Annotated in this window: 21 protein-coding genes and 1 tRNA gene; 13 read left to right on the top strand and 9 right to left on the bottom strand. The window is 61.3% G+C overall.

The features are described 5' to 3' along the window. Positions 1 to 56: 56 nt before the first annotated feature. A complete protein-coding gene (locus tag D2V07_RS01175) occupies positions 57 to 578 on the top strand; it encodes a flavin reductase family protein (RefSeq protein WP_119584198.1) in 522 nt (173 codons plus the stop codon). Here the strand turns inward: D2V07_RS01175 and D2V07_RS01170 are convergent. The 3 genes from D2V07_RS01170 to D2V07_RS01160 all read right to left on the bottom strand — a co-directional run bounded on the left by D2V07_RS01170 (position 575) and on the right by D2V07_RS01160 (position 2,959). Beyond that, on the bottom strand, positions 575 to 1,546 hold the full coding sequence (locus tag D2V07_RS01170) for a M48 family metallopeptidase (RefSeq protein WP_119584197.1): 972 nt from the start codon (positions 1,544 to 1,546) through the stop codon (positions 575 to 577). The two genes, D2V07_RS01175 and D2V07_RS01170, sit on opposite strands and share 4 nt — an antisense overlap. Positions 1,547 to 1,634: 88 nt before the next feature. After that, positions 1,635 to 2,402: an anti-sigma factor gene (locus D2V07_RS01165; RefSeq protein WP_119584196.1), complete on the bottom strand. Its 768-nt coding sequence runs from the start codon at positions 2,400 to 2,402 to the stop codon at positions 1,635 to 1,637. Next, positions 2,399 to 2,959 carry a sigma-70 family RNA polymerase sigma factor gene (locus tag D2V07_RS01160; protein WP_158586744.1) on the bottom strand — a complete coding sequence of 187 codons (561 nt, stop codon included), beginning with the start codon at positions 2,957 to 2,959 and terminating at the stop codon, positions 2,399 to 2,401. The genes D2V07_RS01165 and D2V07_RS01160 overlap by 4 nt, the downstream gene beginning before the upstream one ends. Before the next feature lie 172 nt (positions 2,960 to 3,131). Here D2V07_RS01160 and D2V07_RS01155 point away from each other — a divergent pair, with 172 nt between their 5' ends. From D2V07_RS01155 to D2V07_RS01140, 4 genes are all read left to right on the top strand, one after another. Then, positions 3,132 to 3,797: a DUF4331 family protein gene (locus D2V07_RS01155; protein ID WP_119584194.1), complete on the top strand. Its 666-nt coding sequence runs from the start codon at positions 3,132 to 3,134 to the stop codon at positions 3,795 to 3,797. After that, positions 3,797 to 4,525, top strand: a complete 729-nt coding sequence (locus tag D2V07_RS01150; protein WP_119584193.1) for a DUF4331 family protein — start codon at positions 3,797 to 3,799, stop codon at positions 4,523 to 4,525. The genes D2V07_RS01155 and D2V07_RS01150 overlap by 1 nt, the downstream gene beginning before the upstream one ends. A 68-nt stretch (positions 4,526 to 4,593) precedes the next feature. Continuing rightward, on the top strand, positions 4,594 to 5,916 hold the full coding sequence (locus tag D2V07_RS01145) for a tetratricopeptide repeat protein (RefSeq protein WP_147366879.1): 1,323 nt from the start codon (positions 4,594 to 4,596) through the stop codon (positions 5,914 to 5,916). 263 nt (positions 5,917 to 6,179) lie between these two features. Continuing rightward, positions 6,180 to 6,590 carry a hypothetical protein gene (locus tag D2V07_RS01140; RefSeq protein WP_147366878.1) on the top strand — a complete coding sequence of 137 codons (411 nt, stop codon included), beginning with the start codon at positions 6,180 to 6,182 and terminating at the stop codon, positions 6,588 to 6,590. 33 nt (positions 6,591 to 6,623) lie between these two features. On the opposite strand, the gene D2V07_RS18495 is transcribed toward D2V07_RS01140, so the two are convergent. Then, a complete protein-coding gene (locus D2V07_RS18495; RefSeq protein WP_158586743.1) occupies positions 6,624 to 6,782 on the bottom strand; it encodes a hypothetical protein in 159 nt (52 codons plus the stop codon). Positions 6,783 to 6,890: 108 nt separating this feature from the next. Here D2V07_RS18495 and D2V07_RS01135 point away from each other — a divergent pair, with 108 nt between their 5' ends. From D2V07_RS01135 to D2V07_RS01100, 8 genes are all read left to right on the top strand, one after another. Beyond that, entirely contained in the window at positions 6,891 to 8,375 is a 1,485-nt protein-coding gene (locus D2V07_RS01135; RefSeq protein WP_119584190.1) for a carboxylesterase/lipase family protein, read from the top strand. A 10-nt stretch (positions 8,376 to 8,385) separates the two neighbouring features. Then, on the top strand, positions 8,386 to 9,159 hold the full coding sequence (locus tag D2V07_RS01130) for an SDR family NAD(P)-dependent oxidoreductase (RefSeq protein WP_119584189.1): 774 nt from the start codon (positions 8,386 to 8,388) through the stop codon (positions 9,157 to 9,159). Between the two features lie 112 nt (positions 9,160 to 9,271). Further along, complete coding sequence (locus D2V07_RS01125) at positions 9,272 to 11,479, top strand: TonB-dependent receptor (RefSeq protein WP_119584188.1); 2,208 nt, start codon at positions 9,272 to 9,274, stop codon at positions 11,477 to 11,479. A 4-nt stretch (positions 11,480 to 11,483) separates the two neighbouring features. Then, the gene (locus D2V07_RS01120; protein ID WP_119584187.1) at positions 11,484 to 12,899 is read left to right on the top strand and encodes an FAD-binding oxidoreductase; all 1,416 of its coding nucleotides are present in this window, start codon (positions 11,484 to 11,486) and stop codon (positions 12,897 to 12,899) included. Next, complete coding sequence (locus D2V07_RS01115) at positions 12,896 to 14,209, top strand: MFS transporter (protein WP_119584186.1); 1,314 nt, start codon at positions 12,896 to 12,898, stop codon at positions 14,207 to 14,209. Before D2V07_RS01120 ends, D2V07_RS01115 begins: the two co-directional genes overlap by 4 nt. A gap of 55 nt (positions 14,210 to 14,264) precedes the next feature. Continuing rightward, positions 14,265 to 15,020 carry an AraC family transcriptional regulator gene (locus D2V07_RS01110; RefSeq protein WP_119584185.1) on the top strand — a complete coding sequence of 252 codons (756 nt, stop codon included), beginning with the start codon at positions 14,265 to 14,267 and terminating at the stop codon, positions 15,018 to 15,020. Then, on the top strand, positions 15,017 to 15,724 hold the full coding sequence (locus D2V07_RS01105; protein WP_119584184.1) for a FadR/GntR family transcriptional regulator: 708 nt from the start codon (positions 15,017 to 15,019) through the stop codon (positions 15,722 to 15,724). Before D2V07_RS01110 ends, D2V07_RS01105 begins: the two co-directional genes overlap by 4 nt. Positions 15,725 to 15,795: 71 nt before the next feature. Continuing rightward, on the top strand, positions 15,796 to 16,683 hold the full coding sequence (locus D2V07_RS01100) for an ROK family protein (protein ID WP_119584183.1): 888 nt from the start codon (positions 15,796 to 15,798) through the stop codon (positions 16,681 to 16,683). Between the two features lie 28 nt (positions 16,684 to 16,711). On the opposite strand, the gene D2V07_RS01095 is transcribed toward D2V07_RS01100, so the two are convergent. The 5 genes from D2V07_RS01095 to mreC form a co-directional block, all read right to left on the bottom strand. After that, positions 16,712 to 16,787, bottom strand: a tRNA-Lys gene (locus D2V07_RS01095). Between the two features lie 96 nt (positions 16,788 to 16,883). Then, positions 16,884 to 18,002: a rod shape-determining protein RodA gene (gene rodA / locus D2V07_RS01090; RefSeq protein ID WP_119584182.1), complete on the bottom strand. Its 1,119-nt coding sequence runs from the start codon at positions 18,000 to 18,002 to the stop codon at positions 16,884 to 16,886. Then, entirely contained in the window at positions 17,999 to 20,020 is a 2,022-nt protein-coding gene (gene mrdA, locus D2V07_RS01085) for a penicillin-binding protein 2 (protein ID WP_119584181.1), read from the bottom strand. Before mrdA ends, rodA begins: the two co-directional genes overlap by 4 nt. A gap of 3 nt (positions 20,021 to 20,023) precedes the next feature. Beyond that, complete coding sequence (gene mreD, locus D2V07_RS01080; RefSeq protein WP_119584180.1) at positions 20,024 to 20,578, bottom strand: rod shape-determining protein MreD; 555 nt, start codon at positions 20,576 to 20,578, stop codon at positions 20,024 to 20,026. Further along, the gene (mreC, locus tag D2V07_RS01075) at positions 20,578 to 21,402 is read right to left on the bottom strand and encodes a rod shape-determining protein MreC (RefSeq protein WP_325048994.1); all 825 of its coding nucleotides are present in this window, start codon (positions 21,400 to 21,402) and stop codon (positions 20,578 to 20,580) included. The genes mreD and mreC overlap by 1 nt, the downstream gene beginning before the upstream one ends. Positions 21,403 to 21,478 lie beyond the last annotated feature (76 nt).

Genomic DNA, 21,478 nt, shown 5'->3' with positions numbered 1-21,478 from the left:
TGCATCACATTCATGAATGACTTGCGCTGCGACACGCTAATCCGCAAAGAGCGACCATGAGCGATGTAGGACAGACCCACGCCGAACTGGTCGACGCCTTTCGCAATTCCATGCGCCACGTGGCCGCCACGGTTTATGCAGTCACAACGCTGGATAATTCAAATCGTTACGGAATTCTCGCGACAGCGGTAAGCTCGCTGAGTTTCGAACCGCCATCCTTGCTGGTTTGCGTCAACCGCTCCGCCTCCTTGCACGACCCGCTTGAACGTGCCGAGCGATTTTGCGTGAACGTGCTGGGTCTGGGCAATCGCGACGTCGCAGAACATTTCATGCTGCCCCATGTCGATCGGTTCGCAGTCGGTGACTGGGTCGATGACAATGGCGTTCCTGTCCTCAGCACCGCGCAGTCGAGCCTGGTGTGCCGGACCGTGCATCGCCACCTGTTTGGGACACACACAGTTTTCATCGGGGAGCTTTTAGCTGCAAAGCATCGGAACGATGCAACCCCGCTGACCTATTTCGACCGTAATTACATCGATATCAGCGAAGCGCCTTCTCGATCGGGGCAGGGCGACTAGTCCCCCGACAGTGGTCGGTCGCGCTGCTCGATCAGGTGTCCGGGCCACGTGGGTCCCTGGCGCCGAGGCAGATACATCGCGATTTCGCGCGAAACGATATCGGCCCGCGCGCTTTGCGAGGGATAGACCCAGCTCGGCATCGAGCCTCCGCCAGCCCTGATGCCTTCCGGCGAACGCCAGAACTGTGCGATTATCGCGGGATCGAAACCGGCATTGGCCATCAGATGGACCGAAAGCCTGTCCGCTTCCACTTCGGCCTTGCGATTGACCTGCTGGTTCCGGCCAACATGGCGCATGATACTGCCGTTATCGATTCCCTCGGCCTCCTTGCGGCGACGGTGCTCCAATACCGAGTGGGCAAGCTCATGGGCCAGCGCGACGGCTATTTGCTGATCGCTGAGGCTGGCGGCGAAATCATACTGCAACTGAATGATACGCCCGTTCGATTGCGCGTCCGGACCATCCGCGACCCTAATCTCGACGAGCGAGCGACATCCGCGCGGTGCGCTGAATGAGACCGTCTGCGACTGTCCTGCGCGCGCAATCTGAAGCGCAATCGGTTCGCCCGCAGGCTGCTCTGCAAGCACGAAGAAAGCCGTCTCGCGCAGGTGATTGTCCCCCTCTGGAACGAGCGCATCGACCGGTGTTTCATTGATGACGGTAATGACCTCGCCACCGACTAGGCCTGCTCGCGCGGCGGGAGACCCGGGAACCACCGCAGATATCGCGAGAGGACCGCTCTCGAACAGAGACTGCGCTTCCGCGCCATACTGGTCCGCGCTGTGGAGGATCATTCCCGTCACCGGCATGGTGTCGCGGCACAGGGGCGCATTGGCCTCAAGCATGGCATCGGAAATGGCCGCAAGCCGCAGGTCCTGCGCGGTCAGCTCTTCGGAAGTCTGTGCGCGAAGAGTGGCGGGCAGGGCCAGCGAGACAAGCCCGAGGACGGAGTAAAGCCAAGGTTTCATGCGAAGAGTTCTAGCAGCTTTGGCCAACGCTTCGACCCGGGAATTGGCCTACGCGGGGATCATCCCGACACGAGTAGGGCTGACGCCGCTAATCGAGGCGCGCCAATTGCGCCGCACCAATAACGTCACTGGGTAACGCATGGGGCGCTGCCGCAGGCTGCTCTAGCGAGATCGCCAAGGTGCCGCCTGCTATCGCGATCTGACGTTGTTCGGCAGATAGGACGATCTCAGAGCTTGATCCGCGAGTAGCAAAACCAAGTGAGCGCGGATTCCCCGTCGAATCGAGCAACCAGAGCTGGGGGACGCGCTGGGGATCAGGGATATCGGATAGCTTTACATAGAGCGTCCCGGTGTCGTTGTCGTAAAGGGCAGAGACCAGGGATGTCGCATTGCCGGAACTGATCTGAGCTATGCTGAGACTATCTCGCTCATTGGGTAGAACGGGCGCTTCGGCGATTGCGGGTGCGTTGGTGGGCGAGGAAGGCCGGTCGAACAGCCATAGACCGGCGAATACGATGGCAGCAAAGGAAGCCGCCAGCGCGGAGTATTGCCAGAAGCGGGACGCGGGAGCGGGCGGGGAAAGATCCCTCTTCGCCGATACATCCAATGCTGCCGATCGCTGCAATCCCAATCCGCGAGAAATGCGCTCGTAGGCTTCTGGAGATGGTCCCTCAGTAGCATCTTCATCGGTCCAGCCGGAGCTTTCAAACAACCAACGCTCCACTTCACGCGTGAAGGCGGGGTCGATCATGTAAAGCCGCTCTGCGGCGACATGGTCGGGCCCTTCAAGCAGACCGAGGGCATACTCGGCTGCAATCAGATTGCGTTCCGCTTCCGTGAGAGGGTTGCTGCTCATGATTGCATCTTCGACTTCAAATGCCGGATGCCGCGCCGGATCCGGCTCTTGACCGTGCCGAGGGGAAGATTTTCCCGCTTGGCGATCTCCGAATACGTAAGTCCTTCGTAGAATGCAGCGCGGATGCATTGGGTGCAGGCACTGTCGTACTGGCCTACTTCCTCCATGGCGCGCTCGCCCTCTACTTGTGTAGCCACCGCGTCGTCCAGAAGGTCATCTTCGTCCTCCTCGATTGCGATAAGATACTTCTCTCCATCAAGGTTATCTCGCCGACCGCGAGCCCGGACCCGATCAATGGCGGTGTGGCGCGCCATCATCATCAGCCAGGGAATGGCCTTGCCGCGCTCACGATCGAAACCCTCCGCTCGGTTCAGAACCTTGATGTAGAGTTCCTGTAATACGTCTTCCGCAGCTTCGCGGTTCTTCACGATGCCAAGAATTATCGCGTAAAGTTTCCCGGAGGTCGCTTCATAAAATTGCGGGAATACCGACAGATCACGGCGGGCAATGCGCTCCAGATGCCCTGCAACAAGGCTTTCTGACGTGTTTTCGGCCACGACCTTCAACCCTCTTTCATCGGCAGGGTTCCCTGGCTCAACCTGTTTTTTCTAAAAAAAAAGTGCCTGCTCGAAATCCAAATGCCCGAACACCTCGTATTTGTCAGAGGGCGGCAACGATCGTTTCCGCCCCCCAGGCGCGAATGCGCGCACTGATAAGGGGAGTTCATTAATGAGAAGGAATGCCAAACTGATGGCGGGGGCAGCCGGGCTGGTTCTGGCCGTCGGCGCCACCCAGGTACTGCCGGGTCTTGGCCTGAATGCAGCCGATCACCTCGATCCGCCGGGCCGGACGGATCCCAGCGTCGACAGCACGCCCGATCGCGCGGCCGATATTGCCGACCTCTATGCCTGGCATACCGACGACAAGTTCAACGTCATCCTGACATTCTCCGGCCCGCAGGCAACGGACCAACCGGCAAATTACGATCCCGACGTCCTTTACGAGATCAACATATCCAATGCAGGCAACCGCGCCAGCACCGAAATTCCCATTCGTGTCCGCTTCGGCAGGGGCTCGATGACCGACGAGTTCGGCGTGCAGGTGACGAATCTGCCAGGCGTCAGCGACGCTTTGGTCGGGCCGGTGGAAACCGACATCACGAAAGATGGCGTCATGGTGCATGCGGGCCTGTTTGACGACCCGTTCTTCTTCGACCTTCAGGGGTTCATGGAAACCACTGATACCGGCGACCTCAGCTTCATGGCCGATCGCGATTTCTTCGCCGGGCAGAATCTTACCGCCATCGTCATCTCGATCCCGCGGGATCGCATCGAAAACGGCGACAACCTGATCGATGTCTGGGCCAGCACTGCACGCTTCGGAGGACAACTCTAATGACCTATCGCAACCGAAAGGCCATCCGCCTCCTGAGCGTGGCTCCCGCATTGATGGCTCTTACTCTGCTCCCGGCGTGTTTCGACGACGACGATGATGGCGACATAATCGCGGCACCCGCGCCCACACCCACGCCGACCCCTACACCGACGCCGACGCCAAGCCAGGCGTCATTCGACGTGACGCCCTGCCTGACGCAGGAAATCCCCGGAACAGGAGGGTTCACCGTGGCCGATGCCGTGGTGCCCGATACGTTGACCCTCAATCTTGCCGCCGATGCGGGCTTCCCCAATGGCCGTTTGCTGCCCGACCCGGTAATCGATGCGACGCTTGCGGTGATCTTCCTCGATCTCACCCAGCACAGCCCGTTTACCTTTGCGAATATCCCGCTCAACCCGCCGGAAAACGACGTGGCTTTCCAAAGTGGCTTCCCCTTCCTGGCACCGCCGCAGGGTTCACCGCCAATCGCCTCATCAGGAGGATCGAACTTCTCGTTCCGCTCCGATCCGCCGGGCAGCTATGTCCGCGTGGATCGCATGGGCATGCCGGCAGTGGCGACCGTGCTTATCGGTTCGGACCAGAAAATCCCGTACAACGACGCGCGGCCGCAGGATGACGTCACTGGCGAGTTCGTGCCCGAACTGACCGAACAGCTCACGGGACTGACGCAGGCGCTCGCCGATGACTTGACCAACGCTGGTCTTACACCCTGCGCGATGCCGAGCTGATGCCCGGCGGCGTTGTGACAAGGGAGCAATCCGCCGCCGACCAGAAAGGTAACCGGCGCAAGCGAAGGATGCTGCGTATCCTGGCGCTTTCGTCGGCTGCCGTTCTAACGGTTGCCGGAGTGGAGTACATGTGGGGCGGGGGTGAAACTGCCACCGCCGCCACATCCCTTCCACCCGCTGGATTCGGTCCCGGCACGTTCCAGGAAGAGCTGGCCGCCGCCGACCGCCAGCTGTCGCTGGCGCGCGAGCGCGTGGAGAATGCACCGAACCAATGGCTGCCCCATGATGGATTGGCGCGGGCCAGCCTGGCCCGCTTCAAGCTGACCGCAGATCCAGCAGAGCTGGCGGGCGCCTTGGAAAGCCTGCAGCGGTCACAGGCGCTGGCCCCGGAAGGTTCCGGTCCACTCCTTTCCACCGCCGAGATCGCCATGGCAGGCCACGACCTCGAAACAGCGGAACGCTATCTCGATGCGCTCGATGGGATTGCCGTGGCGCCGACTCCCACCATGCGGGCAGAGGCTGCCGCACTGCGCGGCGACATCGCCTTCTATCGCGGTGACATGGTTGCAGCAGAACAAGACTACGCCCGGTCAGAGGCTATCGTGCCGACTTCCGGTACAGCCATCAGGCGCGCCTTGCTCGCGCGGTCGCAGGGCCGTTTCGACGATGCCATCGAACTGGTGAACGAAGCGGCTCGGCGCGACAGCCTGCGCACGCCGCGCGGAATGGCGTCCTACGCCCTCCAGATCGGGATGATTGAAAGCGCCCGCGGCAATTTCGAGAAAGCCGCCGAGCGTTACGCCCAAGCCGATGAACTGTTTCCCGGCCACTGGCTAACGCAGCTTTATATCGCCGAAATGCAGGGCGTGATGGGCGATTTCGCGCCCGCCATTGCCACGCAGAAAAGGATCGGGTTCTCGATCAGCGAGCCGCAGGCACTGGATGCGGCCGCGTCCCTTTATCTTGCGCAGAGCGAGGAAGCGGAGGCGCTCGCGCTTACCAGCCGTTCGGCCGCGATCTGGCGAGAACGAGCCGAAAGAATGCCGCTGGCGTATACAGCCCATACCTTCGAGAACGAACTGGCCTTCGGTGACCCGCAACGCGCGCTGACCCTGGCGCTGGAGAACCTTTCGCACCGCCCTTACGGCGATGCGCATATCCTGGTGGCCGAGGCTCTGTTGGCAACGGACCGACCGGGCGAAGCACGTTCCCACCTGCTCGAGGCTGAAGCACAAGGATGGCGAAGCGCCCCGCTCTATGCTCGTCTGTCAGAAGCTGAAGCCCTACTTGGCAACGAGGATGCAGCGGACGAAGCGGCCGAGAAGGCACGCGATCTCAACCCGCGTATCTTCGATCCGGTCATGGGAAGGCTTTGGTTCGGCCACGGTTAGTGACAAGGGCTAGGGTAAGGGGCGCGTCTTCTTAATTGCCCGAGTAGAGGGTGCTAGTTTGCGCTAATCCGGGTCTCGCGCGTCACTGCCCGCTCTAGCGGCTGAAGCTCAACGTTCGCATTTCGCTCACTGAAGGGGCATTCACGCCTAGCCCGCCATAACCTGAAACCGGGCTGGCAGCTTTGCTGGCAGTTAAGCTGAAACCGACATGTCAGTTAACGACCCGATTGCGGACGTGAGAGAAGTGCGTATAACCGCAGGGAGTGAGAGAAGAATTTCCACTGCATGACGCCACCTTTGATGGAATTGTCATCATGGAGAAAGTTGCCACGCTTTATTTCCGTGCGACTGACGGGCGAGGATGCGAAGCCCGGCTATCCGGGATCGACGCGTTGCATATGGACGACTTTCAGCAAGGTAATATTGTCGTTCTCTTCGAGACCACGACTGGTGAACCTCCGAGGAAGACAGTGGGTTTGGAGCGGCTTTACGGATCGCCTCATCCCTCCGCCGCAAAACAATATCACGAGAAGTCCGAGGCTTTTCTAGCTAGGAAACATCGAGCAATTGAAGCGGGCGAACTCACCGTAGTTGAGATGGTACCAGCAATCGGTGCAGACTTGCTAGCGACATGCGAGCGGGTGGAATTTAACTATCATGGTCATGGCAGCTAACCACCCGGTCTCCGTCATTGGCGCCGAAATTTATCAATCCTCAAGCCGCCATTCGGCGTACAAACGACGGAAAAACAGAAACCGGGCCGTTTGCAATATGTCCGTCATTGGCAAGCCAGAAGTCCAGAACTGACATCGATCGAGCCTGTTTAATTCGCCATCGAGCTCCCCATCAACATCATCGTCAGACATCGCAGGCCGCCCTCGAATTCGAACGCACTGTACGATCGGCAAAGCCTTTATGCGGTTTGGCATAGGCTTTCATACTGCGTTACTGCGCTCGGTGCGCCATAACAGGGCATGGATACAGATTTGCCTGCCGATACGGTCGCGATTTCCGGGGGAATGGTGCGGGGACGGTGCTCCGAAACCATCAGGACCTTTCTCGGCGTGCCTTATGCCAATCCGCCACGACGGTTCGAACTTCCAGAAGCCCGAACGCCATGGCAGGGCGTGCTCGACGCAACCGATCCCGGCCCCAGCGCGCCGCACCGGATCAGGTCGTTTCCGGCCATCGACGTTGAGCCGCTTGTCGGGACGGGAAGCGATGGCAGTGACGGTGATTATCTCAGGCTGAATATCTGGGCTCCTCGCGAAGCCGAAAATGCGCCGGTCATGGTCTGGGTGCACGGCGGCGGTTTCGTGGTGGGCAGCAAGGACGCCGCGATCAGCGATGGCAGCGCCTTCGCCGAAAGCGGCGTAATCTGCATCGCGATCAATTACCGCATGGGGATCGACGGTTTTCTCCCCGTGCCGGGTGCGCCGACCAATCTGGGGCTACGAGATATCCTTTTCGCACTGCGATGGGTGCAGGACAATGTCGCAGCCTTCGGCGGCGATCCCAGCAACGTTACCCTGTTCGGAGAGAGCGCAGGGGCGATGGCGATTGCCGACCTGATCACCTCTCCCATGGCCACAGGGCTTTTCCGCAGGGCCATCGTGCAAAGCGGGCATGGAGCAATGGTGCGCGACATCGGTGTCGCGCAAAGACTCGTCAAGATTCTCGCGGCAAAACTGAAGGTGACGCCGGACGTGGAGGGATTCCGAGCGGTAAGCCATGATGCCGCGGCAGACGCTATCGACGCGTTGTCGAAGCCCAATGCAATCGACCTTCGCGATGCCGATGGCTTCGAACCGGTGTTCGGCATCAGTCGGTTCATCCCCGTCTATGGCGACGACGTGCTTCCGGTAAAGCCCGTCGATGCCCTGCGGCAGGGGGCCGGTGCCGAAATCGACCTCCTGATCGGCACCAATGCGGACGAGATGAACCTCTATTTCGTGCCCACGGGCGTGCGATCGAAACTGCCAGGCCTGATGGCATGGTGGCTGCTTTCCCGCTCGCTCCCCAAATCGCGCAAGGCACTCAAGGCATACGGCTTGGGAAAGAAGGGAAAGCGCGCGGGCGAAGCCTTTACCGAGGCGACGACCGATCTGGTCTTCCGCTTTCCAGCCCGGCAGTTTGCCGAGGCGCATCAGGGCAACACCTGGATGTATGAAATGGAATGGCAGTCACCCGCTTGCGACGGCGGACTCGGCGCGTGTCACGGGATCGAGATGCCGTTCGTATTCGATACGCTTCACACGGTAACCGGGCCGCGCGGTCTGGCGGGTGAGGACCCGCCGAAGGCGTTGGCGAGGCGCGTCCACGAATTATGGGCAGGGTTCGGGCGCGATGGCACGCTCCCCTGGCCCGAGTGGAATGGCGAGAAGCTGGTTTACCAACTGGAAGCCGGCAAGGCGATTGTCGAACCGACGATGCCTGCCGCGGCATTCCTCCCGCACTGAAGGATCAGACATGTACCTGGAAAAGTTGCGCCTCGATGGGCGGACGGCGTTCGTGACTGGTGGAGCTCAGGGCATTGGCCTTGCCTGTGCGGAAGCGTTGGGAGAAGCGGGCGCGCATGTCGTCATCGCAGATCGGGATATTGATGGACTCGAGAAAGGCATCGCCCGGCTGCGCGGCAAGGATATGTCCTGCCGCGGCCAGCTGCTCGACGTTACCGACTCCGCTGCTGTCACCGAAGCTGCCGGCGCCATGATGAGGGAAGAAGGCCGCATCGACATTCTCGTCAACAATGCCGGGATCGCGCGTAGCGAAACCGCTGCTGAGGATGTGGACGACGAACTGTGGCTCAACGTTCTCGATGTCAATCTCAACGGCAGTTTCTGGTGCGCCCGCGCGTTCGGCAAACACATGTTGGCCGCACGGCAAGGTGCCATCGTGAACATCGGATCGATGAGCGGTTTTATCGTCAACCGGCCGCAGGCCCAGAGTTATTACAACGCATCAAAGGCGGCGGTGCACCAGTTGACGAAGAGCCTCGCCGCCGAATGGGCGGATCGCGGCGTGCGCGTCAACGCTGTCGCCCCGACCTATATCGCTACGCCTCTCAATGCTTTTGCCGACCAGGAGGGTGAAATGTATCGGCGCTGGATCGACGGAACGCCGCAGGGCCGACTGGGCGAGCCGGAAGAAGTTGCGTCGATCGCGCTTTTCCTCGCATCTGACATGGCATCACTGATGACGGGCAGCATTGTCCTCGCAGACGGCGGATATACCTGCTGGTAAGCCGTTCGGCACAAAATTCCTGACATTCGGCAAAGCCTCCAACCTTTCAGATAGGTCAAGAAGCTATAAGACAGGTCATCCAAGAATTATAAAATGACCTTTGGAGAGGCCAATGAAACTGACCCCCTGCCACATGCTGTTCGCCAGCGCAGCCGTGCTTGCCATTTCACCCGTTTACGCGGTTGCGCAAACATCGCTCGGTGACGATGCTGCTGCCTCTTCGGGCGAGGTGACCGATAATCCCGTGACAGCGCAGGATACCGGCGGCAACACCATCGTGGTAACCGCCCGCAAACGTGAGGAGACGCTGCAGGACGTACCGATTGCGGCCACCGCAATCGATGGCGACGTATTGTCGGCGCGTGGCATCAATTCGGTGCGCGAGGCAGCTTCATTGGCGCCCGGCCTCAACATAAACAGCGACGGCGGTGGGCGCGCGTTCGTGGCCATCCGCGGCGTGGGGGTCACGCTGGTCCAATCGGTCCAGCCGGGCGTCGGGCTGTTTGTCGATGGCATTTACCGGCCCAACACCGGCTATCTCAACAACCCGCTGCTGGACGTCGAGCGCATCGAGGTTCTGCGCGGGCCGCAGGGGACGCTGTACGGCAAGAACACCCTTGGCGGCGCGATCAACGTCATCACGCGCCAGCCAGGCAACGACTTCGAAGCGCGTGCGAGCGCCAGCTACGCTGGGCCCGACGATCAATTTGTCCTCGCCGGTTCGGTTTCTGCGCCCCTGGTGGACGATCTTCTCGCGGTTCGCGTCGCCGCATCCCATCTGCAGCAGGATGGTTTCATCCGTAACACGCTGCTCGACATCGACGGTAATCCGCTCAATTCCGATTCCGTCAATGCATCGATCCGCTTCACGCCGGAGCCGTTCACGCTGACGGTCAACGGATATTACGACTGGATCGACACGGTGAATACGCCCTATTCGTCCGTGGCCAACCCGGACGATTACTCCCGCGAAATCAGGTTCAATGCGCCCGGCCGCGTCGAATACGAATATCGCGGCATCAATGCCAAGCTGGAGGCACCACTTGATGGCATCGACAGCACGCTGACACTGATCGGTGCGCTCGATGCGCGCGACAGTGATAGCCCGGATGCCGATGCCGACTTCGGATCTGGCGATTTCGTCCGCTCTACCGGCGGGGACGATCTACGAACGCGCACTGCCGAATTGCGGCTCGACAGCCAGATCACCGACAACATCTCCACGCTGCTGGGTCTGTTCTACAGCAACGAGAAGGTTTCGGCGCGCGACGTCTCGCTGATCAAGGGCGCTTTTTCCGGTCTGCCGTTCGACATCGAGCGCACCTCCACGAGCGAAACCCGCGCCAACACCTACGCGGTGTTCGGCACGATCTTTTGGGAGCCCACGCCCGATCTGGAAGTGGCGCTGGGTCTTCGTTATGATCACGAGGATCGCACCGCCAACGGAACGGTGATCACGGTTCTGGGTCCGCTCGGCGCGTCGGGTGGCCCCTTGCCTGAGGCGCAAATCAAGTCCGACGAATTCCAGCCTAAACTGACTATCACGCGCAACTGGTCGCCCGACGTCATGACTTACGCCTCGGTCGCGCGCGGTTATCGCGGAGGTGGTTTCAACGCACCCACGGCGCCTTTCCGCACTTATCAAGGCGACAGCGCGTGGACATACGAGGTCGGCGCCAAAGTCGCGTCCCCCTCCAATGATTTCAACCTGGCGGCGGCCATCTTCTACAACGACTATTCCGACTATATCGGCCTGAACTCGATTGCCCCTGCTGCTGGTGGCGGGCTGGTGACGGTCGATCTGAATAGCGGCGATGTCGAATCATACGGCCTGGAGTTGGAAGGCCTGTTTCGACCCACCCCGGCATGGTCGATTTCCGGCGGGCTGACCCTGCTGCATGCACGCCTCACCAATTCGGACGCCTATACGCAGACGACCGGGCGCACGCTCTCTTCCGACCGGCTGACGTTCCAGCCCGACTGGATGGCCAATCTCGCGACCGATTATGTCTTCGAACTTTCGGGTGACAGCGAGTTCGTGCTGAGCGCGAATGTGACCGGCAAGGGCAGGCGCCTGGCCGCCACGCTTAACGAGACCACGCCGACGTTCCTCGACAGCTACTGGCTCGTCGGCGCGTCCGCCACCTATCGCAACGGGCCGTTCGAAATAGCCGCCTTCGTGCGTAATGCGTTCCAGGAAGACTACTGGGAAAGCTATATCGAGAAGACCACGCTGCTTCTCGCCGGACTTCCGGGGACCGATCTTGGCATCATGGGCGATGGCCGCCGCTACGGTATTCGCGCCAGTTTCCGGTACTGATCCCATGTCGCAGGACAATGCAAAAGATCACACCGGGGCCGGTCCGCCGCCGTTACCCGACGGCTTTCTGGACACCTTGCACAGCCAGTTCGGCAACAAGGTGGAGAGCGGGCAGGCGATCCGCGAAGAGCATGGATCGAGCGAGGCGCATTACAAGTCGATGTTGCCGGATGCCGTCGTCTTTGCCGAGGACACCGACGATGTCGTGAAGCTTATGCAGCTGTGCGTCGAACACGGCGTGCCACTGATACCTTTCGGCGCAGGCACTTCGATCGAAGGCAATGCCGCAGCGGTCCGTGGCGGCGTGTCGCTCAACATGACGCGGATGGATAAAATCGTCGCCGTGCATGCGGAGGATTTCGATTGCGTAGTGCAGCCGGGCGTGCGGCGCGAGGAACTGAACCAGCACCTGCGCGACCAGGGCCTGTTCTTCCCGATTGATCCGGGCGCAAATGCCACCATCGGCGGAATGGCATCGACGCGGGCCAGCGGGACCAATGCCGTGCGTTACGGGACGATGCGCGATGCGGTGCTTAGCCTCAAGGTGGTGACACCGCAGGGTAAGGTCATCCGCACGGCGCGAAGGGCGCGCAAATCGGCCGCAGGCTATGATCTGACACGGCTTTACGTCGGATCGGAAGGCACACTCGGTATCATCGTCGAGATCACGCTGCGCCTGCATCCCATTCCCGAAGCGATTTCCTCTGCCGTGTGCAGCTTCGAGACGCTCGATGGCGCGGTGGATACCGTCGTGCAGTCGATACAGTGCGGGGTTCCCTTGGCGCGGGTCGAAATCCTCGACGCGTTGCAGATGAAGGCGGTTAACGCCTGGTCCAAGATGTACTACCGCGAAGCGCCGACCTTGTTCTTCGAATTCCATGGTAGCGAAAGCTTCGTCGCAGAGCAGGTCGAGACGGTGAAAGCCCTGGCGCAGGACAACGGCGGCGGTGAATTCGCATGGTCGAACCTGCCAGAAGAGCGCAACAGGCTCTGGCGCGCGCGGCACGAGGCCTATTACGCGGCGGTCAACCTGCGCAAGGGCGCGATTGGATGGGCCACCGATGTCTGCGTCCCGATGAGCCGGCTCGCCGAGTGCATCCGCGAAACGCATGCAGATCTGGAGCAGAGCGCAATACCCGCGACGATCCTGGGGCATGTGGGTGATGGAAATTTTCACGTCGTTTTCTCCATCGACCCCGACGCGCCGGAAGAGATGGAAGAGGTTGCCGCGATCAACCAGAAGATGGTCGAACGTGCGCTGGCAATGGACGGCACCTGCACCGGCGAGCACGGCGTGGGGCTGGGCAAACAGAACTCGCTGGTCGCCGAACTGGGCGACGCGGTCGAACAGATGCGGATGATCAAGCGGGTGTTCGATCCGCAGAACATCCTCAACCCGGGAAAGATCTTCGCGCTATGACCAGCGTTCAGGCGGTGCATACGCGACAGCCGGAGCCAGGCGGGGAGACACTTCCGGCGCCGTGGAAGGCATGGGTAGTCCTGATCATACTCGCCGTTGCGATGGCAGCAGGTAATATCCTGCTCGGCGTTTTCAGCGCGGTACAGGAGCAGGCGAAGGCAGAACTCGGCTTCAGCGATTTCCAGATGAGCCTGCTGAATGGTTTGGCGGTGTCCATTCCCCTGGCTTCGTTTGCCATTCCAGTCGGACTGCTTGTCGATCGCAGCGTACGCGTGCGTCTGCTGTTCTGGACTGCAGTCGCCTGGACCATCGGCACGCTGCTGACCGCCTTTGCATACAGCATGCCGCTGCTTTTCGTAGCCCGTATGCTGGGCGGTGTCGGCGCGAATATTTCCACGACGATTGCCATCTCGCTCGCCGCAGACCTGTGCCTGCCCGAAAAGCGTGGCCGGTCACTACTGTTGCTGACAATCGGGAAATATGCAGGCGCTGGCCTCGCCTTCGCGCTCGGTGGTTGGCTGCTGGGATACTTCATCGATAGCGGCGGTCTGATTGGACTGGCACCGTGGCGCAGCATCCATCTCGTGCTCGGGCTGGCGAGCTTGTTGATCGTGGCGGTGCTGGCGTTCCTGCGAGAGCCCGCGCGCATGGAGACTCGCGTCGGGCCGCAGGCACCGCTGGGCGAGGTATTCCGCGAATTGCTCAGCTATTGGCGCTTCCTGGTGCCGCTGTTCATGGGGCAGATCGGGGTGTTGATGGCGGACGCCGCGGCAACGGTGTGGGCAGCCCCCGTTCTGGCGCGGTCTTATGGCGTCACGCCGCAGGAATTCGCCGGATGGATGGGAGCGGTTATATTCGGTGCTGGCATTCTGGGAGCGATAATCGGTGGTATTGCGGCAGACGCCGGGCATCGAACGGGTAAGCGCGGGGGAATTCTCATCGCGGCGATCATCGGGTCGATCATCGCGCTACCAGCCGTGCTGTTCCCGCTCGCACCCGACACAACCCTGTTCGGAATAGCGCTGTTCGTGTTGCTGGCGGGCGGCACGGTTACCGGGCTTGTTACGGCAACCGCGCTGGCGGTGCTGTTACCGAACGAGCTTCGTGGCCTTTCGATCGGCACCTTCCTTGCCGTGGGCGGACTGATAGCTTTTGGATTGGCTCCGACGCTGGTGACTCTGGTCAGCGGATGGCTTGGCGGAGAAGACCAGCTTCCCATGGCACTCGCGCTGGTGGGCGGTGTCGTTAGCACCCTGGGATGCGTCGGCTTTATCATCGCCCATCGCACGGCACCGCATCCTATAAGATAGGTATTGCCGACCTATCTTATAGGTGATATTTCTCCGTTCGGAGGAGAGATCGGCAATGAAGATCGAGATTCGCGTGTCGGAGGATATGGTCAGCTACATCGGCGAAGGGGCCTTTCCTCACACTCAAGCCCCGAAGGACGCCGTCTTATTCGCTTTCTTCGTGACCGGGCAGCAGGGGTTGCCATGGGTGGCCTATCGCGATGCGCCAGAACTGGATGGTCTCGAAGACAGCCAGCTCGTCTTTCTGGTGCGCGCTGAAGCATGCCAGCGGGTTTTCGCCCGTTCGCGCGGCCCGTCCGCGAACTGGCACCTTCCCGAAGCCTTGCACCGAGTCGCGCTGTCGATCACAGAGTGCGAGGGGCAGGGCGAAGCGAGAAAGACGCTTCGCCTTGCACGCAGCATCGAATTGCTGTGCCAACTTCATGCGCACCTGGACGCGGACGATCTGGTGGCTATCGATTACGATACCGATATCACGGCGCGCGAGATCGAAAGCATCGTGCGCGCCCGGCAGATCATCGATCAGCGCTGGCGCGAAAAGCTGACCATTCCCCTGTTGGCCAGGGAAGTGGGCGTGAACCGTGACAAGCTGGTCCGCCGTTTCCGTGAACTTTATGGAGAGACGATCCACGCTGCGCTCAGCGAAAGACGCCTGGATGAAGCGCGGACCTTGCTTCTGTCGAGCGACCTGCCTGTATCCAGCGTGGCGCACCGATGCTCTTACATGAGCAACGCCAGCTTCACCCGCGCCTTCAGCCGCCGATTCGGACTCGCGCCCACAGCTTTGCGCCATAGGGTGATCGCGGCATGAACAATCCGCAGATACGCGCCGAAAAAGGCGGCCTGGTCGCATCTGCCACCGCTGCCGTGCGGGACTATATTAGCGAACATGGTTTGAAGGTCGGCGATAACCTGCCCAGCGAAGGCAGTTTCGCGAGCGAGTTCGGCGTTAGCAGACCTGTGATGCGAGAGGCGTTCCATGCGCTGTCGGCACTGAAGGTAATCGACGTTGGCAATGGGCGCCGCGCACGCGTGGCGGCGATCGACGGTTCGGTGATGGGGTCGTCCATCAGCCACGCGGTCAGCACGTCGCAAGTTACACTCTCCGATGTATGGGAAGTGCGCCGCACGTTGGAATTGCGCACCGCCGAGCTTGCGGCCAAGCGCCGGAGCGAGGAACAGGCCGATCTCATCCTGTCCTCGGCGCATGCTCTCTCGCTCAGCAGGGACGACCAATCGCGCACCGCCTCGGACACTCAGTTCCACCAGACAATCGCGTTGGCGAGCGGCAACCAGCTTTTTTACCAGATCGTGCGCTCGTTCGAGCAGATGATGGAAGTGGCGATCCCGAAAGCCTGGGCGGGCCGCAAGACCGAAGAGGAACACGCCGAGACGTTGAGGCTCCACATGGCAGTTGCCGAAGCGATAGCGGATCAGAAGCCTGAAACAGCGAGACACGCGATGGAGGCGCACTTCGCGCGCTCGATCGGCGATGTGTTTTCCAGGGACGGGTAGGGTGCCATGACCTTGGACGAACCGGCTCGCAAATCAGCAAAGCACGCCCGCCACAGTTTGGTGCGCGATTAATGGCTGCTGGCGTGGATGCCCACACGCTGCTGGGTGCAATAGAAGCGGGCGGCACGAAGTTCGTGCTCGCAACAGGTACGGCTGACGGCACGATCCTAAGCCGACACAGCATCGCGACCTCCAGCCCCGAGGCGACCTTGACCGAAGCCCGCGACTGGTTCGCCAACCAGCCCAGGATTTCGGCCCTGGGGATCGCTTCTTTCGGCCCGGTCGAACTAGAGCGCGGGTCGCCGCGATGGGGGCACATTACCGAAACTCCAAAGGCCGGGTGGAGCGATTGCGATCTCGCCGGATACTTCGCGCGCGAGCTGAACGTGCCCATCGGCTTTGATACCGATGTGAACGCTGCGGCGCTGGGTGAATTCCGCCATGGCGCCGGGCGCGGCCTGAGCGGAATGGCTTACATCACCGTGGGTACCGGAATTGGCGGTGGACTGATCGTAAACGGCAAACTTGCTCGCGGCGCGGGGCATCCGGAGATGGGGCACCATTATCCGCGCAGGTCCCCACAGGACCGAGATTTTAACGGGAATTGCCCGTTTCACGGCGATTGTCTGGAAGGGTTGGCGAGCGGTCCTGCAATCCTTGCGCGCTGGGGCAAAACGCTGTCGGACCTGCCGCAAGATCATGAAGCGCACGAGCTGGTTGCGGGGTATCTGGCGCAAGCCTGTCATACCTTGTTCGCATGTTGCGCGATCGAGCGCGTGGTGCTCGGCGGCGGAGTTATGAAATCATCAGGACTGCTCGAACGGATTATGAGCGCAACCGGCGAGGTCGGTGCGAATTATCTTCCGGGGCGCGACCAGCAGACGGTTGTATCGCCGTTTCTTGGCGACGACGCGGGCATTACAGGCGCCTTGCTTCTCGCGGACGATGCGGCAAGCTAACTTATCTGGAAGGAAGTGTTCGGAGAGGTGGTGGACGCACTAGGGCTCGAACCTAGGACCCGCTGATTAAGAGTCAGCTGCTCTACCAACTGAGCTATGCGTCCATACCGGCGGTGATCGCTGGTGGCCGGTGATTCGCCAGTGCGATCCGCCGGGAGGCGTTCAAATAGCGATTGTTGCAGGCGTGTAAAGAGGTTGCGTCACAAACCTGCCGAAGTCGACTGGCGGTTCCAGCGTTCGACCATCATGAGGGCGCCCACACACAGCATGTTCGTCATCATCGAGGACCCGCCATGGCTCATGAAAGGCAGCGGAATGCCGACAACCGGTGCCAGCCCCATCACCATCATGAGGTTCACGGCGACATAGAAGAAAATCGTCGCGGTCATGCCACCTGCCAGTAGCCGCGAAAAGCGGGTCTTGGCATCGCGAGCGGTCAGCAGGCCCCAGCGCAGCACGATTCCGAAGACGAGCAGGACGAAGAGACCACCGATCAACCCCCATTCTTCGGCCATAGTGGCAAACACGAAGTCGGTATGAGGCTCCGGCAGGTAGTTCAGCTGGCTTTGCGACCCCTCGCCAAAGCCTTTGCCGGACAGCCCGCCGGACCCGATCGCGATCTTGGACTGGATGATATGGTAGCCGCTTCCCTGCGGGTCGCTAGCCGGATCCAGGAAGGTGAGCACACGCTGCTGCTGATAGGGTTGAAGCCCGAAGAAGTACGCAAGCGGCGCTGCACACACGGCGGCCAGGCCGCCACCTATGAACCATTTCTGCGGAATGCCGGCGAGGAACATCACCACAACGCCGCCGAAGGCTATGGCGAGCGACGTACCGAGGTCGGGTTGCAGCAACACCAGCCCCATGGGCACGGCGAGCAGCCCTGCCGGAACGAGCAGAGCCCGCCAGCTGCCGATCATGCCCACCGGCAGGGAGTGATAGAACGCCGCAAGAATGAGGACGATACCGGGTTTCATCAATTCCGAGGGTTGCAGGCGAATGAAGCCAAGCTCCAGCCAGCGCTGGCTGCCGCCACCCAGTTGTCCGACCGCTTCGACCGCCATGAGCAGCAGCAGGATCGCGATATAACCGGGGATCGCAACGAACCGCGCCCAGTCCTCTGGAAAGTAGGACATCACCAGGGCCACGATCAGGAACACACCGAAACGCAGCAGGTGTGATCCAGCGTAGGGACTGAAGGAGCCGCCCGCAGCAGAGTGCAACACCGCAGCGCCAAAGGCGACAAGCATGGTGAGGGGAATAACCACCCGCCACGGGAACTGTGCGATCGGGGCAGGAAGGCTTACCGCGCCCCTCATGTCGTCGTATCCTCGGCCCGCGGGTTTGCTTCGTCACGTGGGCTGAACACGGTGCTGTCGGCCTGTTCCGGTCCCGAATAGGCGGCGCGCGCCTCTGCATCTACCTGCTCCGATAGCGTGACCGGCGGGGGGGCGGGGGGCAAGTCCACACCGGCTGCTGAAGCATAGGCCTGGTACTGGCGATCCAGTCTCTCCTGGGCGGTGCCGCCCCACTGCTCCTCCAGCGCGTGCAGGGCTTCCAGCCCTTTTTGCGGATCGAGCAGGAAGGTCATGACATCGCGGGCAACCGGGTAGGCGGCGCCCGAACCGCCGCCGTGCTCGATGACCACGGCACCGGCATAGCGGGGCTTGTCGAACGGGGCGAAGAACACGAACAGGCCGTGATCGCGGTAGCGCCAGGGGCCGGAGCGGCCATCCGAAACGCTGAGGCTGACGACCTGCGCCGTGCCGGTCTTGCCTGCCAGAAGAACGTCCTCGAGCGGCAAGCGGGCGCGCCCGGCGGTGCCGGGGCCGTTGACAACGTCACTCATCGCCTGCCGGATGTAGGCGATCTCGTCGGGACGGTAGTTCATGGAGGCAAATTTCGGGGCCGTGTCAGGCTTGATCAGCGAGGGCGTCACGGCAAAGCCGGTGGCGATGCGCGCGCTCATGACGGCAAGCTGCAAGGGGCTGGCGAGATAATAGCCTTGGCCAATCGATGCGTTCACCGTGTCGTATGGCTGCCATTCCGAGCCGTACTTTTCCAGCTTCCATTCGGGATCCGGAACAGTCCCGTAGAATTGGCTGGCAACAGGAAGATCGAATTCCTCGCCCAGTCCGAACTGGTGAGCGAAGCGGGCCACCTTGTCGAAGCCGACCTGCTGGGCGAAGTGATAGAAATAGCTGTCGCAGCTCTGGTAGACGGCCTTGGCCATATCGACCCGGCCATGATTGCTCCAGCAATTGAAGAACCGGTTGCCAATGCGCCTGCCGCCATTGCACATGATTGCTTCGTCGGGCGAAACCCCTTCGTGCATGAAAGCCATTGCGTGCATCGGCTTTACCGTGGAGCCCGGCGGGTAAAGACCCTTCAATGTCTTGTTGCGCAATGGCACACGATCGTTGTCGCGCAGCATTGCGAATTCCACGCGGCCAATACCGTCTGAGAAGCTGTTGGGATCGAAGCTGGGCATGGAGGCCATGCACAGGAGTTCGCCCGTTTCGCAATCCATGACCACGACGGAGCCCGATTCCAGTCCGATGCGACGGGCAGCGTAATCCTGCAGGGGACCGTCGATGGTCAATTGCACCGCGTTACCCTGAACGTCCTCGCGCGTTTCGAGGTCTCGCACGATCCGTCCCGATGCGGTCACTTCCACCCGGCGTGCGCCCGGCTCCCCGCGCAACTGCTGCTCGAACTGCTTCTCGATCCCGTCCTTGCCCAGTTTGAAACCGGGCGTCAGCAGCAGCGGTTTGGGATCCTCGTCGTATTCCTCGCGACTGGGTGTGCCGACATAGCCGATAAGGTGCCCGACCGAGGCCCCCGTGGGGTAGAACCGCGAATAACCGCGCTGAGGTATTACGCCGGGCAATTCCGGAATGCGCACGCTGACTGCGGCGAATTTCTCGTAATCGAGACCATTGGCGACGGGCACGGCTGCAAACCCGCGCGATTCTTCCAGCCGGTCACGCAGGTCGGCCTTTTCCGGCTCGCTGAATTCGAGCAGGTCGCCCAGCAGTTCCACCGTCGCGTCAGCATTCTCCAGCCGCTCGGGGATGATGTCGACGCGGAAATCCGCCCGGTTGGAGGCGAGCGGGGAGCCGTTGCGATCGAGAATCCAGCCACGGCGCGGCGGGATCAGGGTGAGGTTCACCCGGTTGCTCTCCGCCTCCATCTCGTACTTCTCGTTCTCGGCAACCGCGATGTAGCCCATGCGCGCCGCCAGCAGCAGGCCGATGCCGCCCTGGATAGAGCCGACAACGAAACTGCGCCTGTCAAAAGTCTGCTTGAGGGAATTCGACGTAAGCTTGCGATCCATGGCCTAGCCGATCCGCCTCACGCGCGTCAGCCTAAACCTGTCGAGAAGTGCAACCATCTTTGCAACAATGGGAAACACCACCACCGATAGCAAGAGTTGGGGGATGAGCAGCGGCAGGTTGGCAATTCCCAGCGAAGTGCCTGAAAACAGTGCGCTTGCCAGAAGGAAGACCGGAATGAACAGGGCTGCGACCAGCCAGTCCTGCCAGAAACTGCGCCAGGGAAAGCGGAGCTCGAGAAGCTCCAGCGCGATCATCGTTATGGAAAAAAGGAATATGCCACTGCCGATAGGCTGGCCGGAATAGAGATCGTTGAAAAAGCCCAGCGGCAGGCCAGCCCACATCGGCAGGAGACCCGGGCGCAGCAGTCGCCATGCGAGCAGCAGCAGGTATCCCATCGGAGGAAGAATAGGCGCAGGCGCGATTACCGGCAGCAATGGCGTAAGCGAGCCGAGCATGATCGTGATCCACGGAACGCCGTAGGCGAGCACCGGCGAGTGGTCGCGGTTGATCTTGCTGCCATAAGCGTCACGCCGGGCGCGGGTGGCCAGCCGTTCCATTACTCTTCGTCCTGCGACGAGCTTGACTCATCACCTTCGGAATCGACGGAACCGAGCGGAGCGTCCATGTCTGTCACGACATTGCCTTGCCAGATCGGTTTGACGATCACGACGTCGGTTGCGGCTGGATTGCTGAGCAGTTGCCCGATCGCGCCGTCGTCTGTCACCTCTGTCACCATGGCCACCGCCGTGCCGGGATGGAACAGTCCCCCTGCACCCGACGTCACGAAAATGTCGCCTTCCTTCAGTGGGTTGATGCCAAGGTTTATCAGCCTGATGCGGAGCGAACCGTCGGCGCGCCCTTCGGCGAAGGCGACCGTGTTGTCCGTCGCACGCCGAACGGGAACCACGCTATCGGTATCGGTCAGCAACAGGACGCGAGACGTATTGGCGCCGACTTCGAGAACGCGGCCCACCAGGCCAAGAGGCGATGTGACCGGCATGCCGGGTGCCACGCCGTCACGCCTTCCTGCGGAAAGGAAGGCAAAGCGCCGCGCGCTGCTGGAAGTCGATCCGATCAGGCGGGCGGTGGTAACCGGCTCCACGTCGCCTTCGACAAGTTGCAGAACGGCGCGCAGCCGTTCGTTCTCTTGCTCCAGCGCCCGGGCCTCGGCCAGCCGAACGCGGGCGATGCGGATTTCTTCCTCCAGCTCGGCATTCTTGCTTCCGGCGTTGTAATAGCCTGCAATCGCCTCGAAGAAATTGCGCGATCCCACGCGGCCGGCGGCGCCTACCTCACCGACAGGTGCTGCAGCATCGCTGGCCATGGAGCGAAGCCCGTTGAAGGTTTCCGGACGCCAGAGGGAGATTGCCAGCAGGAGCAAGCCAAGGGTCGCCCCGAGACCCGCAGCAAGATATCCGGCGAACAGCCCTAGCTGCGCCTTCTTGTTTGAACCTGAT

Source organism: Aurantiacibacter zhengii (genome assembly GCF_003584125.1).
Classification (GTDB): Bacteria; Pseudomonadota; Alphaproteobacteria; order Sphingomonadales; family Sphingomonadaceae; genus Alteraurantiacibacter; species Alteraurantiacibacter zhengii.
Note: the sequence above shows the minus strand (reverse complement) of the source record. Positions and strands in the feature narration are given on the sequence as shown.